11 protein-coding genes are annotated in these 15,428 nt (G+C 28.3%); 10 read left to right on the top strand and 1 reads right to left on the bottom strand.

What is annotated here, in order from left to right:
* Positions 1–738 precede the first annotated feature (738 nt).
* The 4 genes from ACPKM0_RS07985 (at position 739) to ACPKM0_RS07970 (ending at position 6,019) form a co-directional block, all read left to right on the top strand.
* Positions 739–1,695: a tripartite tricarboxylate transporter substrate binding protein gene (locus ACPKM0_RS07985; RefSeq protein WP_472474948.1), complete on the top strand. Its 957-nt coding sequence runs from the start codon at positions 739–741 to the stop codon at positions 1,693–1,695.
* Between the two features lie 112 nt (positions 1,696–1,807).
* Positions 1,808–2,293, top strand: coding sequence for a tripartite tricarboxylate transporter TctB family protein (locus ACPKM0_RS07980; protein WP_472474947.1), 486 nt, complete (start codon positions 1,808–1,810; stop codon positions 2,291–2,293).
* Positions 2,294–2,310: 17 nt separating this feature from the next.
* A complete protein-coding gene (locus ACPKM0_RS07975) occupies positions 2,311–3,795 on the top strand; it encodes a tripartite tricarboxylate transporter permease (protein WP_472474945.1) in 1,485 nt (494 codons plus the stop codon).
* A 220-nt stretch (positions 3,796–4,015) separates the two neighbouring features.
* Positions 4,016–6,019: a DUF438 domain-containing protein gene (locus ACPKM0_RS07970; RefSeq protein WP_472474943.1), complete on the top strand. Its 2,004-nt coding sequence runs from the start codon at positions 4,016–4,018 to the stop codon at positions 6,017–6,019.
* A 61-nt stretch (positions 6,020–6,080) separates the two neighbouring features.
* Here the strand turns inward: ACPKM0_RS07970 and ACPKM0_RS07965 are convergent, their stop codons facing one another.
* Entirely contained in the window at positions 6,081–6,977 is an 897-nt protein-coding gene (locus ACPKM0_RS07965; RefSeq protein WP_472474942.1) for a DMT family transporter, read from the bottom strand.
* A gap of 528 nt (positions 6,978–7,505) precedes the next feature.
* Between ACPKM0_RS07965 and ACPKM0_RS07960 the strand changes: the two genes are divergently transcribed.
* From ACPKM0_RS07960 to ACPKM0_RS07935, 6 genes are read left to right on the top strand one after another with little or no spacing between them, the layout of a single operon-like run.
* Positions 7,506–8,501, top strand: a complete 996-nt coding sequence (locus tag ACPKM0_RS07960) for a dihydroxyacetone kinase subunit DhaK (RefSeq protein WP_472474940.1) — start codon at positions 7,506–7,508, stop codon at positions 8,499–8,501.
* 11 nt (positions 8,502–8,512) lie between these two features.
* Positions 8,513–9,904: a hypothetical protein gene (locus ACPKM0_RS07955; RefSeq protein WP_472474938.1), complete on the top strand. Its 1,392-nt coding sequence runs from the start codon at positions 8,513–8,515 to the stop codon at positions 9,902–9,904.
* Position 9,905: 1 nt separating this feature from the next.
* Positions 9,906–10,763, top strand: a complete 858-nt coding sequence (locus ACPKM0_RS07950) for a hypothetical protein (protein WP_472474936.1) — start codon at positions 9,906–9,908, stop codon at positions 10,761–10,763.
* 7 nt (positions 10,764–10,770) lie between these two features.
* The gene (gene dhaL, locus ACPKM0_RS07945; RefSeq protein WP_472474934.1) at positions 10,771–12,987 is read left to right on the top strand and encodes a dihydroxyacetone kinase subunit DhaL; all 2,217 of its coding nucleotides are present in this window, start codon (positions 10,771–10,773) and stop codon (positions 12,985–12,987) included.
* A 6-nt stretch (positions 12,988–12,993) separates the two neighbouring features.
* The gene (locus ACPKM0_RS07940) at positions 12,994–13,881 is read left to right on the top strand and encodes a nucleoside hydrolase (RefSeq protein WP_472474932.1); all 888 of its coding nucleotides are present in this window, start codon (positions 12,994–12,996) and stop codon (positions 13,879–13,881) included.
* Between the two features lie 26 nt (positions 13,882–13,907).
* Positions 13,908–15,383 (top strand): Na+/H+ antiporter NhaC family protein, encoded by a 1,476-nt coding sequence (locus ACPKM0_RS07935; RefSeq protein WP_472474931.1) that lies wholly within the window; start codon positions 13,908–13,910, stop codon positions 15,381–15,383.
* The last annotated feature ends 45 nt before the right edge of the window (positions 15,384–15,428 follow it).

Genomic DNA, 15,428 nt, shown 5'->3' with positions numbered 1-15,428 from the left:
TAAATTAGGGTTTAAAAATCATGAACTAATTAATAGATTTATTATTCTTGAAAAACCTTTTGAAGTTGGAAAGGAATTAAGTGCAAAGTTAGAATTAAAACGTAATATTATCATGGAGTGCTATAAAAAAGAGATTGATAAACTCTATGCACTTTAATGATACTATTTAAAATTACGATTTAACAAATATTAAGTAAATATTGTTAATTTAAATAAAAATAATCTCGGTTTCTAAAATTAATGAAACCGAGATTTTTTTTATTTGAAAAGATTCTTATATTTTACTAGTTTTACTTCAATCGTCAAAATTACTGTTACAATTATAGTTTTTTACGAGTAAAAAAACCTTGACAATTATGAGTATTGATTTATAATTGAGATATAGGAATTCCCATTATATGGGAAACTATAGCAAGATTTTTTTATATAGTGGATATATTGTGCTTATATTAGTGATTATTTGTCAAATATCCCTTTTATGTAAACTAAATAATTTAATATTTTTTTTATGGTCTTTTAATATTTATGCTGTTTTATTTTTATATCTAATATTTAAATTATTAAAGTTCTTTAGATTAATATGGAAGAGAGGAGGATTCCATATCTAATTTTGGTTTGTAAAAAATAAATATATAACATTGTTAAGTAAAGTTATTTAAATATTATTTGTTAAAAATCAGAGTCTTAAAGAAATTAGAATAATAAAAATTATATTTTTGAATTAAAAGGAGAAATTAAATGAAAAAAAGAGTTTTAGCAGTATTTGTAATACTTATTATAGTAAGCGTATATAGTTTTGCTGCAGGACAAGAAGAAGAAAATGTTGTGTATCCGAATAAAGCGGTTAAAGTTATCTGTCCTTATGGAGCTGGTGGTGGAACAGATCTTACTGGACGTGTTTTAATTAAAGAAGTTGAAGAAATATTAGGTCAACCTTTTAATTTTGAGAATATTTCAGGTGCTTCAGGAACTGTTGGCTCTTCAGTAGTATCTACAGCTGCTCCTGATGGATATACTTTATTATTTTCACCATCTGATCCTATGACGACACAACCTAATAAGCTTGATTTACCATATGATATTAATAGTTTTGAATGTATAGCAGGCTTTTCAGCAGAAGCAAGTGTAATTGCAGTTCGTACTGATTCTCCTTGGCAATCATTAGATGACCTTTTAGCTGAAGCTAATACAGGAAAAGTTATTAATCGTGGACATTCTGGTATAGGCGGAATAAACCATCTTTGTTTACAAGAGTTTTTTAATCAAACCGATCTTAAATTTAGGGATGTCCCATTTGAAGGTGGTGCTTTAGCTATCGCAGCATTATTAGGTAACCATATAGATGTAGTAGGAGGTACTGCAGGTGCTATGGTTCCTTATATTGAATCAGGAGAAATAAGAGTATTAGCTATAGCTTCTGAAGAAAGATCAACTATGTTTGCAGATGTACCTACATTTAAAGAAGAAGGTTTTGATTTAGTCTTTAGTGTTGATTGGTTTTTACTTGCCCCAAAAGGAACACCTGATGATGTAGTAAAAACTCTTGAAGAAGCTGCTATGGAAGCTGCTGAAAGCGATGCATTTAAAGCCTTTGTAAAAGAGAGAGGACAACAATTATTAATTCGTGATGGGGACACTATGAAGGCTAAAATAACAAAAGATTATGAAATGTATAAAGAGATTTTAAACAGATAGTTTTTCACTCAAGTAGGAATTAATAAATTCCTACTTGTTTTAAATTGTTTCAAGATAAATTCGAAATTAAATGTATTGGTATTCTGCCAAGAAAAAAAATAGGAGATTTTTAATGTTAAATAAAATGAAACAAAACCTACCGAGTATTGTAACTGCTCTTATTGGGATTTCTATCTTTCTACTTATTCCATCTCAAATTGATATAAGTCAATTGGATGAAAGTGCTAGGGCTGGAATAAATTCGCGAACTATTCCCTATGTTCTTTCCCTATTAATTATTTTTTTAAGTATTTTAGAGATTGTATTTTCTATAGTTAAAAATAGAGATAATAAAAATGTTATTGAAAAGAGTAATTTTAATATCAAAGCTTATGTTAGAGTTGTAGTTACAATTGGTTTAATTATAGCTTGGATGAAGTTATTTCCAATATTAGGGTTCACTATTAGTACTATATTATTATTAGTTGCAATTATGTTAATTATGGGAAATAGAACGTGGTATTTAGTAGTAATAGTACCATTTGTAACTAGTATTACTCTCAAATATATCTTTACCGAATTTGTTGGTAGATCTTTACCAACATGCATATTTTTTTAACTTAAGGAGATATTTACATGCTAATTGATTATTTAACATATGCTTTAAGTCAAATAGTTCTTATTGAGAATTTAGTATTGATGATTTTAGGAGTAATGATAGGTCTATTTATAGGAGCTATGCCTGGTCTAACTGTAACTTTAGGTTTATCTTTAGTATTACCATTTACTTTTGGATTATCTCCTATTAATGGTATTCTTCTTTTAACTGGAGTGTATTGTGCAGGTACTTATGCAGGCGCTATAACTGCTATATTAATAAATACACCTGGAACCCCATCTTCTGTAACTACAGCTTGGGATGGCTATCCTTTAACGAAAAAAGGAAGAGCTTCTGAGGCTTTATACTTAGCATTATATGCTTCTGTAATTGGTGGGCTTATTAGTGGTATTTTTCTTCTTTTATTCGCGCCTCAGGTAGCAAAACTTGCACTTAAATTTGGACCACCAGAAATGTTTTCTTTGACGTTTTTAGGATTAGCCGTTATAGCTAGAATTAGTGGTAGTAAACCTATAAAAGGTTTTATCTCTGCGTCTTTAGGAATACTTTTTTCTACTATAGGTGTAGATATGATTTCTGGAGTTTCTAGATTTACATTCCATTTACCATATTTATATGGCGGACTAGGTGTTATTCCTGTCTGTATTGGGTTATTTGCTATAGCAGAAATTTTTGTTCAAATTGAAAAACAAGTTAAATTTAATGTTCCTAAAGGTGTAAAAGTTGAAGGAAAGCTATCTATAAAAACTATTTTCCCATACCTTTGGTTGCTTATAAAATCTAGTTTTATTGGAGTAATAGTAGGAGCTATTCCAGGAACAGGTGGAAGCGTTGCTTCATTTATTGCATACGATGATGCAAAAAGAGCTTCAGAAACTCCTGAAGAATTTGGAAAAGGTAGTTATGAAGGCATTATAGCTTCAGAATCTGCAAATAATGGGGTAACTGGAGGTACTTTAATTCCAACTTTTACATTAGGAATCCCAGGATCTTCTGCAGCTGCTATATATTTAGGAGCATTAATGATACATGGTTTAACTCCAGGACCTCAATTATTTAGATTCCAAGGTAACTTAATGTATACAGTCTTTTTTGCCTTTTTTGTTATTAATATATTGATGTATTTTATCGGATTAATAGCTTGTAAGTTTGCTATAAAGATTGTTGATATCCCATCATCAATTTTATATCCTGTAGTATTAGCTTTTTGTTTAATTGGTGGATATGCAATCAATGGAACAATAGTTGGAGTAGGTGTTAGTCTTTTATTTGGTGTAATAGGATATGTCATGTTGAAAAATGGTTATCCACCAGCTCCTTTAGTAATTGCATTTATTCTTGGACCAAAAGTTGAAGAATCCTTGAGACAATCTTTAGTTCTTTCTGATAACAACCCATCAATATTTTTTACTCGCCCTATTTCTTTATTATTTATCATAATTGTAGTATTAACTGGAATTATACCTATAATTAAAAGAAAAAGAACTAAAAAAAATATATAGTAGAATGAATGTAATTATTCTTCTTCCCTCATAATTATCTTATGGGGGAAATTTTATTGAAAAAGAAGCTTTTTATAATTTGTTGACGTCAGTACTACTAGGGTTTATTCTTAATATAATCTTTCTATGTTTTTTTATTATTAAATGTTAAATCAAATTTTATATACGATATATAGATAATAATTTTGAGTAATAAATTAATTTAGAAATAGGGAGGTTTATGATACAGAATGAAGAAATAACTTCTAAACTATATGATTATATAGTTCTACTATCTCAAGGCGAAAAGACACTTGAACTATATGAAAAATATAAAAAATATTTAGAAGCTTGTGCAGCTGAAGAAGTAAATGCTGTTATTGATAAATATATCAAAAATGAAAATGATTATGATTATATAGAAAAAATTGTTGCACAATTTATTAGAGCTTGTGAAAAAGGTCTAGATTCAAAAATACCTTATACAACAAGTATACCTTTCTTATCTTTATTGCTTAGAGAAAATACTCTAATTGAAGAACATAAAAATAAAACTAGTCAAATATATATAGAAATAGTAAAAGATTTTCGAAGTTCAAAAGAAATAAAGACTGATTCTATTCTAAAATTAAAAGATACCTTAATCGAATATCTTAGTATAAGGCCACATTATCTAAAAATACAAAATTCACTTTTTCCTATGTTAGAAAAATATACTAATAATATGAATTGCATAAAATTAATGTGGCATATACAAGATGGGATTTTAAAAAAATTAAAAATACTAATAAAAATGTTGAGTGAAGATTCTTTAGATTTTGATAAGTTTAATAAAATATATGGTGAAATGTATTTAAGTATAGGTAAACTTCTTTACCGTGAAAAAAATATATTATTACCTTTAGCTGAAAAAGTGATTCCTATAAGTGAGTTTAACTCTATGATATTAGATTTTGAAGAATTAGGAGTCTCTTTTAATGCAAATTTGAAAGATTTAATAGGAGGCAAAAATATGTCAGAAAATCTTAATAATAATCAAAAAAGAAAAGATGAATTAAGTAAAATTATTAAAGCTCTAAATGAAGCTAAAGATAATAGTGCAGTACAAAAAGAAATAAAAAAAGATTTTAAAACTTTGCTTGATACATTAAGTCCTGAAGAGATTGCAGAAGCAGAGCAAGCATTAATAGCTGAAGGTGTGGCTGTTGAAGAAGTTCAAAAGCTTTGTGAACTACATGTAGATACTTTTCACGATGCTCTAAAAAACGCATCAAAGAAAGAGTCTTCTGGTAGTGAGAAAATAAGTGGACATCCTATTGCAAATTATAGAGCTGAAAATAAAGAATTAAAAAAACATATAAAGAGTTTCAAAAAATCTTATAAAAAATTAAAGAGAAGTAATAATTTCGATTTATTTAATGAATCCTTAAGTAATTTAGCTTTAATCGATATTCATTATACAAGGAAAGAAAATCAACTTTTCCCATTTTTAGAAGATGTTGGATTTTCAGGACCATCTAAAGTAATGTGGGGAAAGCATGATGAAATTAGAGATTTATTTTCACAGCTTTCTAAAGCTGTAGCTGAAGAAAAAGTTGAAGATTGTGTTTCTCTATCTAAATCTTTAATACCTCAATTAAAGAGAATGGTTTTTATGGAAGAAAAAATATTATTTCCTACAGCTTTAAGAAAACTTCCTGAATCAAAATGGGTAGAAATAAGAAAAGGTGAAAGTGAAATAGGATATGCATGGATTAAACCTGGTAATTTGTGGGCACCAGAAATTATTGAGAGACCATCATTTGATATAAACTCATCTAACAATAACAGTGAAAATGATCTACTAGATTTAAGCATAGGAAAATTAAGTATATCTCAAATCGATTTAATGTTGAAAACTCTTCCTATAGATATAACTTTTGTAGATGAAAATGATAAGGTTAGATATTTTAGTCAAGGAAAAGAGAGAATATTCCCAAGATCTCCTGGTATAATTGGAAGAGATGTCCAAAATTGTCATCCACCTAAAAGTGTTCATGTTGTACAGAAAATAGTTAGTGATTTTAAAGAGAAAAAACGCGATAGTGCTGAATTCTGGATACAAATGAATGGTTCATTTATCCATATTAGATATTTCCCTTTATTTGAAGGTGATGTATATAAAGGTGTTATTGAAGTTAGTCAAGAAATTTCAGGAATTAGAGCTTTAGAAGGTGAAAAACGACTATTAGATGAAGAAAAATAAATAATAAATAATAAAAACTACTGTATGATAAATTAACTTACAGTAGTTTTTTACTAATAATTTATAAAAACATTAATGTAACTCCGAATACAGATATCAAAGTTCCAAACATTTCTAATGGTTTTATACCTTTTTTCAAAATGGTAATCTCATATATAAGAATAAATATTGGGCTTATTTGTGCAATAGCAGTAACAAGTCCTACGGGAGCATAATTAAAAGATGTTAATAAAACAGTTATACCTATAATTGGACCACTTATAGTTGCAATAGAAAGAAGAGAAAAAGCTTTTTTATTATTGAATAATTTAAAATCATGGATAAATTCTTTTCTATAAACACCTGCGAAAATAGCAGCGGCTATCAATCCTCCAATCATTCTAATAGAATTAGTACTGATTGGCCCTAAATTATCTAAAGCACTTTTTGCAAGAATATTAGAAATAGCTTGAAAGATTGCTCCTAAAAATGCAAAAAATATTCCTTTTATTTGATGATTTCTTAAAATGATATTATCTTTTTTTTCTTGATTTAATATTAATGTTATAATCCCTGTAATAGTAATTAATATTGCAAACATTTGTCTAAAAGTAAGGACTTCGCTAAAAAAGAAATATGATAATATTGAGTGAAATATTGGATTTAAAGTCATTATTACCATAGATTCTCTTGGTCCTAAGTTAGCATAAGCCCAAAAAGCAAAGGAATCACATATAAAATATCCAATAACTCCTGATGTTAATAAAATTATCCATGTGCTAATTGTTATATTTAAAAAAGACGTTCCTTCTGTTAATAAAGCTAATATAATAATAATAGGGGTAGCTATCCAAAGTCTTACGTGCACTGTTGCTCTTGTTGATATATTTTTCCCTAAGTATGAAAAAATGATAGATTTTTCTGCAGATGTTATAGCTACAATGATAGCTAGCATTTGACCGAATAAAAGATTGGACATAGTTGTTTCCCTGATAAAATTTGTAACAGAATATGCTCTTTAGTTATTTTTTTCAATTATAGATTTACTTTATTTTAATTTAATTTTTTTATTTCTAAATAAGACAAGAAAAACAATTATTTTTGTTCATTCTATACATGTTAATAGATATAAAAATATCTTTATAAACGATGATAATTTACTTATCCCAATAACAAATTTAATGATAAATAATATTTTAAACTTGTTTTTTTTATAGGTTTTAAATTTAACTAACAGTAGAAAAACTTGTATTAAAAATAGATAATACATGTATCTTATTATGTAATTTTTTTTATAATTTTTTTAATTTTAATATAGCTTTTTTAGTATGTTGAAGAGGGATTATTGTAGTTGGAATTCAAATAAATACTTGTAATATAATGATTTAATAAAACTATAAAATTAATTAAAAAAAAGTTTGACAGATTAGAAAACCCAACATATAATACATGTATTAATTAATGATTTTAAATACATGTATTATTAATTAAATAACAGGGAGATGGGATGAAAAAAATAATTAATAATAAAGAAACTTTATTAAAAGATATGTTATCAGGATACTCCAAAGCGAACAATGACAGAGTCGTTTTAAAACAAGAGAATGTACTATATCGAAAAAACAAAAAGAGTCCTAATAAAGTAGCAGTAATGATTGGTAATGGTTCTGGACATGAACCTGCAATGGTTGATCTAGTTGGAAAAGGATTATTTGATGCAAATGTATGTGGTCAAATTTTCACAGCACCATCATCTATTGATATGATGAAAGCGGTTAAAACCCTTCATGAAGATGGCCATAAAGACATACTTATTTTAGTTTCTTCTCATTCAGGTGATATTTTAAATGCTAAGATGACAAAAATGTTAGCAAAGGCTGAAGGAATTGAAGTAAAGCTTGTAGTTCTTTGGGATGATGTATCAAGCGCACCAAAGGGAATGGAAGAAGAAAGACGTGGAACAGCAGGTCTATTTTTCCCTTTTAAACTTACATGTGCAGCTGCTGAAGATGGTATGAAAATTGATGAATTAATTGATTTTTCAAAAAAAGTTAGAGATAACACAAGAACATTAAGTGTAGCAATAGAAGGTGGTGTAAATCCAGAATCAGGTTTAAAAACATTTGAGCTTCCTGAAGATGAAATTGAAGTAGGTATGGGTGTACATGGAGAACCTGGAACAGGCCGAATGAAATTACCAAAAGCTAATGAATTAGTAAAATATATGCTTGATAAAATTGTAGAAGACAAACCCTATAAAGAAGGTGATGATGTTTTAGTTTTATTAAACAATGCTGGTTCAATGACTTATTTAGAAATGTATATTGTTTATGACGAAATCGAAAAATATTTAAGTGAAAAAGGCATTAATATTGTTAGAAATTTTGTTGGTCTTTATGTAACTACTCAAGAAATGGCAGGATTCTCTATCTCGTTGTGTAAAAGTGATGATGAAATTGTTAAATATTATGATTTTGAAGCTGAAGGTCCATTATTCAGATAGGAGATAAACTAATGCGCACAAAAATAGGATTCCTTATTTCACACAGTGATAATTATTATGGAGTTGAAAATAAACTTCATGAAAAAGCTTTAAGCCAATTAGAAACATTTGTTTCTCCTTTTGATATGGATATAGTAAGTGTTGGTCCAATCAAAGATGGGGATGAAGCAAAAAAAGCAAGAGATTCTTTTGATACCAATAAAATTGATTATTTAATTATATTCTTAGCAGATTTTTCATCAGGCGATATAATGATGGCTTTTGAAAATGTAAAATATCCAATTGGTCTTTGGTTTCCTAAAGAACCTTTTAATGAAGGTGATATTCAATTAAACGCAGCTGTTTCAGCTAATCTATTTAGTAGTATAGCTCAAAGAAAATTTGAGAATAAAGTGACTTGTGATTGGTATTATGGTGATATTGAAGATAATCTAGTAAAAGAAAGATTAGAAAATAATTTGCTTGTAGCTAAGGCCAAAAAGAATATTGAAAATGCAACAATTGGTATATTAGGAGATGTAGCACCTACTTTCTATAATTTAGAAAATAATAATGTAAATAAAAGATTCCCTAACATGAAGTTAGTAAATTTTGATATGGATTTTATTGTTGAAAATGTAAAAAAAGTTAGCCCTCAAGAAGTAGATGAAGCTATTAAATTAATTAAGAATTCTACTAATATAATTGATGTTCAAGAAAAATCAATTATAAACAGTGCAAAAGTTTATGTGACACTAAAAAAATATTTATTAGAAAATAATATTGATTGTTTAGCTGGAAGTTGTTGGCCTGATTTTCAAGATGCTTTTCAAATAGTACCTTGCGTAATTTATAGCCTATTTGGTAGTGAACTTAATATTCCTACAGCATGTGAAGGTGATATTGGTGGAGCAATTTCATTGTTATTTGCTAAAGAATTATCAAATACAGTTCCTACATTAATGGATTTAACAAGTATTGATGAAAAAAGTAAAAGTTTATTGTTATGGCATTGTGGTATAGGAAGTAAAGATTTGCAACCAACTGACGGGGTTAGAATTATTAATCATCCTATGCTAGATAGAAAAAATCCTAATCGTGAATTAATGGGATTATCTTATGATTACCATTTTAAGCAAACTGATATGACTGTATTGCGTTACAGTAACAATGATAAATTATTTGCATTTGAATGCAAGGTTCAAGATTCAACTAGTGGATACAGTGGCACTAGAGGATATTTAAATGAATTTAATTATTTGGGTGAAGAGTTTAGTGTTGAAGATATAGTAGATACTATTTTCAACAATGGTGTTGAACATCATTTAATAGTATGTCCAAAAAAAATAGTTAATTCCATGAAAAAATTAGCAGATCAAATGAATATTCCAATGATAAAGATAGAAAAATACAAGAGATATTAAAATGACAAAAAAAGAAAAAATCAACGAACTTAGTGAAGAAGGAATATTTCATATATTTGCTATTGATCACCGTGACGTTCTTACAAATGTAATTGAAGAAAAAAAAGGTAGATTCGTTAGCAAAAAAGAAGTATTAGAAGAAAAAATTAGAATAATTCAAGCATTAGATGATATGCCATCAGCAAATTTAGTTGATCCTTTCTATTTTTTAGATAATAAAAAATTAGATAGCAGATTAAAAATGGGAAATGCTTTAATTGGTATTGAAAAATTTAATTATGATATGGATAAAATTGCATCAGGTTTAGATTATTTAACTGAAGATATTACAATTGAAGAATTAGCAAATAGCGGATGTAATATGGTTAAATTATTTGTTTTATATAACCCTGAAAAGAGTATAGCTGATGAAATGGATAAAGTAATTTCATATGTTCAAGATGAATGTGGAAAATATAATGTTCCATTTTTATTAGAACCAATTTTATGCGATTTTAATAAAGAAGATTTCTTAGGATTAACTCTTTCTATGTTAAATCGTCTAAAAAAATTTAAGGTTGATATATATAAAATTTTATTCCCTGGAAATATAAAAGAACTTTCTTATGAGAAAAATCTAGAAATTTGTAAATCAGTTAATTCTTTATTAAATACTCCTTGGATTTTATTAAGTTCTGGTGTTCCTGATAACGAGTTTAAACAACAACTTGAAATAGCTGGTAAAGCTGGCTGTTGTGGATACGCTGTTGGAAGAAGTGTATGGGGTAAATACATATGTGAAAATGATTTATCAAATATGAAAATAATATTTAAAGAGATAAAAGAAACAGGTAGTAAATATTGTCAAAAATGGAGTTAAATAAGAAATGAAAAAATCTATTCCTAAATATAAAATAATAGCTGATGATATTGAAAAACAAGTTAAAGAAGGTGTATTAAGAAGCGGCGAGCCAATGAATAGTGAATTAAAGACTCAGCAACAATATGATGTTAGTCGAGTTACTGTTCGTAAAGCTTATAAGTTGTTACTTGATAAAGGTATTATTAGAACTGTTCATGGAGTTGGAACTTTTATAAATGATTTATACAACAAAGACTGGACATGGATGAATAGTTTTACATCTCAGGTTTCAAGACAAGGTCACGTTCCAACTACAAAAATAAAAAATTATCAAGTAATTGAAACAAACAGTGAAATTTCACAACACTTAAATATTAAAGAAAATGAAGAATGTATACTATTAGAAAGAATAAGATATATTGATAATCAACCTATTTGGATTTCAAAATCTTATATTTCTACAAATCTTGTACCAGGTTTTTCTAAAGATTTCTTATCGGTAGCAGGAGCAGCACAATCAATATTTAGAGTTTTAGAAATAAATTACAATATTACTTGTAGTAAGAGATTAATGCTTGAAGAAAATGCTTATGTAAATGAAAAAGCTGCAAAAATCTTTGATGTTGAAGCTGATAAAAAGTTATTAAAGAAAAAATCGATAGCATTTGATGGAGCAGATAGTCCTATCGTTTATGAAGAAACAATTATGTTACAAAAAAAAATAGATAGTAAATCTATTGAGAGTAATTATAAAGAAAATAATAAAAATATAAAAATAAAAGGAGCTCTTATGAAAGTATGTGTACACATGTCTATGTTTTGTAAAACATGGTCGGATGACATTATCCCATACTTAAATAAAGTTAAAGAACTAGGTTTTGATGGAGCAGAGATATCATTGTTTGGAAATTCTGATGAAAAAATAAATGATGCTTTATCATGTGCTAAAGATTTGGGACTTGATGTTATTTGTGGTACTGGTGTATCAGCTGAGTGTGATCCTAGTAGTGAAGATGAAAATGTTAGACAAAAAGCAATTGATTATTTAAAAGAATGTGTTGATAAAGTAGCTTTTGGAAATGGGAAAAATTTAAATGGTGTTTTATATGCTCCATGGCAAGGCTTTTCACAAGTGTCTAAACAAACAAGATGGAATAATGCTTCAAATGTTTTAAAAGAAGTTGGAAGTTATGCAAAAAAGAAAAACATTACATTAAACATTGAAGTTATTAATAGGTTTGAAACTGATTTCTTCAATACTATTGATGAAGCTGTTGAATTCTTAAAACTTGTTGATTTAGATAACGTAAAACTACTAGTTGACACATTCCATATGAATATAGAAGAAGATGATATTTACAGTGCTCTTGAAAAAAATATTTCTTATATTGGTTGTGTTCATGTAAGTGAAAACCATAGAGGAGTTCCTGGAACTGGTCACATTGATTGGAAAAAAATAATTAGTATTTTAAAGAAAAATCAATATGAAGGTTACCTTGATATGGAAACTTTTGTAGAAAGTGGTACTGAAGTTGGTAATGCTTTATTTATTTGGAATGGAAAGGATAGAAGACCTTTTGATGAAGCTGAGAAAGGATTGAAATATCTTCAATCATTAATCGGTGTAAAAAATAGATATAAGAACTTAGCATCAAACTTAAATAAAGTCTTTGATGAGAATTCTCAATATTTATGTAAATTAGATGGTGAAGCTGGCGATGGAGATCATGGAACTACAATTGCTAGAGGATTCAAAAATGCTTTTGAAAGTGTTAGTGAATTAGATGATTCATCTAGTGCACATGAAGTATTTAAAGCAATGGGATATGCAATGCTTAAAAATATGGGTGGTGCTTCTGGCCCTATTTTTAGTTCCCTATTTATACAGTTAGCAACATTATTGAATGGTGAAAAAGAGTTAAACGCTCAAATTTATAAGAAAAGCATTGAAGATACAATCAATGTTATTCATGAATTAACAGGTACTAATCGTGGTGAAAAAACTATGATGGATGCTCTTTATGGTGCAAAAGATGCTTGTGATTCATTTAATGGCGATGATTTAGTTGAATTGATGGAAATTGCAAAGGATGGAGCTCATGAAGGTTCTTTAGCTACACAAAAGATGAAAGCAACTAAAGGTAGAGCAAAATTTTTACAAGAAAGAAGTATTGGATCATTAGATGCAGGAAGTCATTCTGTTTATTTAATACTTAATACATTCTTAGAAACTTGGAGATAAGAAGTTATGAAAAAGAAAGTTATTTTAGACTTTGATAATACTATGGGTGTTAGAAAAAGTGATGTTGATGATGGATTGACTTTTGCATATTTATATATGCATGAAGATATTGATCTTCAAGCTGTAACCTGTACATTTGCTAATAATGCATTACATGTAGTTTATTGTAATACTGTACAAATGTGGGAAGATTTAGGAATTACTGATGTTCCTATATATAAAGGTGGTAGATGGCCTGAAAGTTATGATTCAGAAGCTGTTGATTATTTAGTAAAAGCCGCAAATGAAGCACCTGGTGAAATCACAGTTTTAGCTATAGGTTCATTATGTAATATAGCTGGTGCTTATACTAAAGACCCTGAATTTTTTAATAAAATTGAAAGATTAATTATCATGGGTGGAATTACTGAACCTCTATATTTAAATGGTTCTCTATTAAATGAATTAAATTTCTCTGTTGATTATAAATCTGCAGCTAAAGTTTTATATAATTGTCCAAATTTATCAATTCTTTCAGCTCAATGTACTCAGGATGCTATTTATAAATTAGATGATTTAGAAGATATGATCCAAATGGATACTGAGTTCATGAGATGGAGTAAACCTATTCTCTCTAATTGGATTAAAGCAATTAACGCAGCATATGGTAATAGAAAAGTGTTTATAAACTGGGATTTATGTACTGCGATTTATTTAACAAATCCTGAATTGTTTAGTACATCTGAAAAGAGAATTTGCAAAATCGAAGATAATATGAAAACTGGATGGATGCAAATTGATGAAGATGGAAGTCAAGATGATGATAGCGTAAATGTTGTCGACATGCCGGATAAGATTATAAACATTGAGAAATTTAACGAATTATTTTATCAAATGATTTCTAAAATGAAATAGAAACAAATTAATTGGAGGGTTTTTAATTGAAAAACAAAGAAGTGACACTACAAAAACAAATTGTAGCAACAGTAATATTTATTCTTGTGATATTTGCTGGTTTATTTATTCCTGTATTAGTGGGGGCTCCTCAGTATAAGCAGTCCGTAGAATCAGTAATGTTTTTTGCAGCGATTATTTCATCAATATACATTTTAGTATTTACTAATAAAAAATGGGATGATATTTTTGCCTCAGCTATTAAGAGTATTCAAGAAGTAGTTCCAGGCATGCTAATATTATTAGTTATTGGACCATTAATTGCAGCATTTATTATGAGTGGATTAATTCCAATGCTTATTTATTATGGAATTAAATTGATAAATCCAACATTAATTTATTTAATGGCTTTATTATTACCTATCATTTTCTCAATTTTTACTGGTATGTCTTGGGGATCTGGCGCAACAATTGGTATTGTTATGATGGGTGTTGGTACAGCTCTTGGTGCTAATCCTGCAATCGTAGCTGGTGCTGTTATTGGTGGTGCATATTTTGGTGATAAATTATCTCCAATCTCTGCTGCAACTAATATTGCTGCTATGGCTTGTAAGGTTGATTTATATGATCACGTTGGATCAATGGTTTGGACAACAGGACCTGCAACATTAATTGGTATTATTGTTTATACAGTTTGTGGTTTTGTATTCCCTGCAACAACAACTGATTTAAATACACCAGAAATTGTTACTCTTTTAGGTGATATGTCAGGTATATTTAACTTTAATATTCTTTTACTAATTCCATTAGCAATTGTTTTATTTGGTTCATTATTTAAAAAACCTGCTATTCCTGTATTAATTGTAGCTACAGCTGTTGCTTTTTTAAATGCAATTTTATTCCAAGGCTTCTCAATTGCTCAAGTTTTAAAAGGATTTAACTCTGGATTTAAATTAAGCATGGTTGATTGGTATACATATTCACTACCTGTAGAGGGTTCAACTTATATTTTAGGTTACTTTGAAAGAGGTGGTTTCTGGAACTTTGGTGGACTACTTGCAATATTAGTAACAATTCTTTTTGCAGTTGGTGTATTAAAAACTATTAATGCTATTCCAGCTACAGCAGAAGCAATCTTTAAAAATTGTAAATCAAGATCATCAATTATTGTATCTTCAATTATTACAGGTTTTGCTTTGATTGCAACAACTGCTAACGGTGGTGCTTGTAGTTTCGTTTCAGCAGAAATCTGGGGAGAAAAATATGATGAGTACGGTATTGATAGAAGAGTTTTATCTAGAACTTCTGAAGATACAGGTACAATGTTAGAGGTATTAATGCCTTGGACACCTGCAGGTATTTTCTTTGCTACAACTTTAGGAGTTAGTACTGCGGATTATGCTATTTGGGCTGTTGTAAACTGGACTACTCCATTTATTGCAATCTTCCTAGCTGTTACAGGAATTGGTACATATAAGAATTTAACTGCTAAAAAAGCAAATGAAGATTTAAAAATTAGTTAATTTTTAAAGATATAATCTAGTGATAATTTCTAGAGTGAAAACAGA

This window comes from Pleomorphochaeta sp., assembly GCF_050031695.1.
Lineage (GTDB): Bacteria > Spirochaetota > Spirochaetia > Sphaerochaetales > Sphaerochaetaceae > Pleomorphochaeta.
Note: the sequence above shows the minus strand (reverse complement) of the source record. Positions and strands in the feature narration are given on the sequence as shown.

Excerpts from the sequence above, each read along its gene's own strand:
- ACPKM0_RS07955 (WP_472474938.1), top strand. The coding sequence starts at position 8,513 with ATGCGCACAAAAATAGGATTCCTTATTTCACACAGTGATAATTATTAT.
- dhaL (WP_472474934.1), top strand. The coding sequence starts at position 10,771 with ATGAAAAAATCTATTCCTAAATATAAAATAATAGCTGATGATATTGAA.
- ACPKM0_RS07960 (WP_472474940.1), top strand. The coding sequence starts at position 7,506 with ATGAAAAAAATAATTAATAATAAAGAAACTTTATTAAAAGATATGTTA.
- ACPKM0_RS07940 (WP_472474932.1), top strand. The coding sequence starts at position 12,994 with ATGAAAAAGAAAGTTATTTTAGACTTTGATAATACTATGGGTGTTAGA.
- ACPKM0_RS07980 (WP_472474947.1), top strand. The coding sequence starts at position 1,808 with ATGTTAAATAAAATGAAACAAAACCTACCGAGTATTGTAACTGCTCTT.
- ACPKM0_RS07985 (WP_472474948.1), top strand. The coding sequence starts at position 739 with ATGAAAAAAAGAGTTTTAGCAGTATTTGTAATACTTATTATAGTAAGC.
- ACPKM0_RS07950 (WP_472474936.1), top strand. The coding sequence starts at position 9,906 with ATGACAAAAAAAGAAAAAATCAACGAACTTAGTGAAGAAGGAATATTT.
- ACPKM0_RS07975 (WP_472474945.1), top strand. The coding sequence starts at position 2,311 with ATGCTAATTGATTATTTAACATATGCTTTAAGTCAAATAGTTCTTATT.
- ACPKM0_RS07970 (WP_472474943.1), top strand. The coding sequence starts at position 4,016 with ATGATACAGAATGAAGAAATAACTTCTAAACTATATGATTATATAGTT.
- ACPKM0_RS07965 (WP_472474942.1), bottom strand. The coding sequence starts at position 6,977 with ATGTCCAATCTTTTATTCGGTCAAATGCTAGCTATCATTGTAGCTATA.